Source organism: Limosilactobacillus walteri (assembly GCF_014830205.1).
Taxonomy (GTDB): Bacteria; Bacillota; Bacilli; order Lactobacillales; family Lactobacillaceae; genus Limosilactobacillus; species Limosilactobacillus walteri.
Genome location: NZ_QORN01000048.1, coordinates 1 through 1,275 on the forward strand (window position 1 = coordinate 1; position 1,275 = coordinate 1,275).

Annotated in this window: 1 protein-coding gene; it reads left to right on the plus strand. The window is 39.8% G+C overall.

From position 1 onward, the window contains the following. The first annotated feature begins 130 nt into the window (after positions 1–130). Positions 131–1,123 (plus strand): D-2-hydroxyacid dehydrogenase, encoded by a 993-nt coding sequence (locus DTK66_RS09855; RefSeq protein WP_191668552.1) that lies wholly within the window; start codon positions 131–133, stop codon positions 1,121–1,123. Positions 1,124–1,275 lie beyond the last annotated feature (152 nt).

A 1,275-nucleotide genomic window follows, 5' to 3' on the forward strand; every position in this document is an offset into this window, starting at 1 on the left:
TTTGACGGGTGGTTATGATTCATCAAATAATTAAATGTTCATTATATCTGAGCTTAATCTACTGCTGATCTGGAAAAATAGTGATAAGCTAATTATGTAAACAGTTTCATCGAAAGGAATGAGTAAACTGATGAAATTAATTATATATAGTGTGCGGGAAGCGGAGAAGCCATATATTACCGCTTGGGCGAAGAAAACAGGTCATGAAGTTAAAATGGTAACTGAACCATTAAATGATAAAACTGTTGAACTTGCCCGTAATTATGATGGCATATCTATTCAACAAACAACAAAACTTGGAAATGCCAAGCTATATGCAGAATTGGCAGCGATGGGGATTAAACAATTATCAACACGGACGGTTGGTGTTGATATGATTGATCTTGATGCTTGTAAGGCGAATAAGATTGTTGTAACCAACGTTCCTGTCTATTCTCCGCGAGCAATTGCAGAAATGGGCGTTACCCAAGCGATGTACCTCTTGCGGCGGATTGGTGAGTTTCGGGAACGAATGGATCATGGTGACTTTCGTTGGAGCGATGACCTAATTAGTGATGAAATCTATAATTTAACTGTGGGGATAGTTGGATTAGGTAATATTGGTAGCGCTACAGCTCGGATTTATAAGGCCTTAGGTGCCCGCGTATTAGCTTATGATCCGTTCTATAATGTCGAAGATGAACCGTATGTTGAATATACTGATTTTGAGTCAGTGGTTAAGAATGCAGACATTTTAACTTTACATACACCGCTGCTTCCTAGTACAGAAAATATGATCGCAGCTCCACAGTTTAAGATGATGAAAAATAATGCCTACTTAATTAATATGGCACGGGGCGGTCTGGTAAATACTTCAGACCTTATCATTGCATTGGAGAAGCATGAGATTGCTGGAGCTGGGTTAGATACGCTCGCGGATGAAACTACTTTCTTCTCAAAGAAAGTTTCCCCTGATGAAGTTCCTGGTGATTATAAGCGATTAGTAGCAATGCCAAATGTTCTTATAACTCCGCATATTGCTTTCTTAACCCAAACTTCTATCCGTAATATGGTTGAAATTAGCCTAAGTGATGTAGTATCAGTTGTCGAGGGAAAACATTCACGAAACGAAATTCGTATGTAAATATCTTAAGTTTAGGGAGTGAGACAGAACTAGCTTGCTAGTTCGTTTTTCGACGCGAAGCTAGCCTTTAGGGAACCCCCGCAAGCACAAAGAGGACTCTAGTGTTCGGATTTTCCGAATGCTAGAGTCCCTTTGTGTACTGCGCTGTAGCA

Coding starts and splice junctions, on each gene's coding strand:
- DTK66_RS09855 (WP_191668552.1), top strand. CDS start 131: ATGAAATTAATTATATATAGTGTGCGGGAAGCGGAGAAGCCATATATT.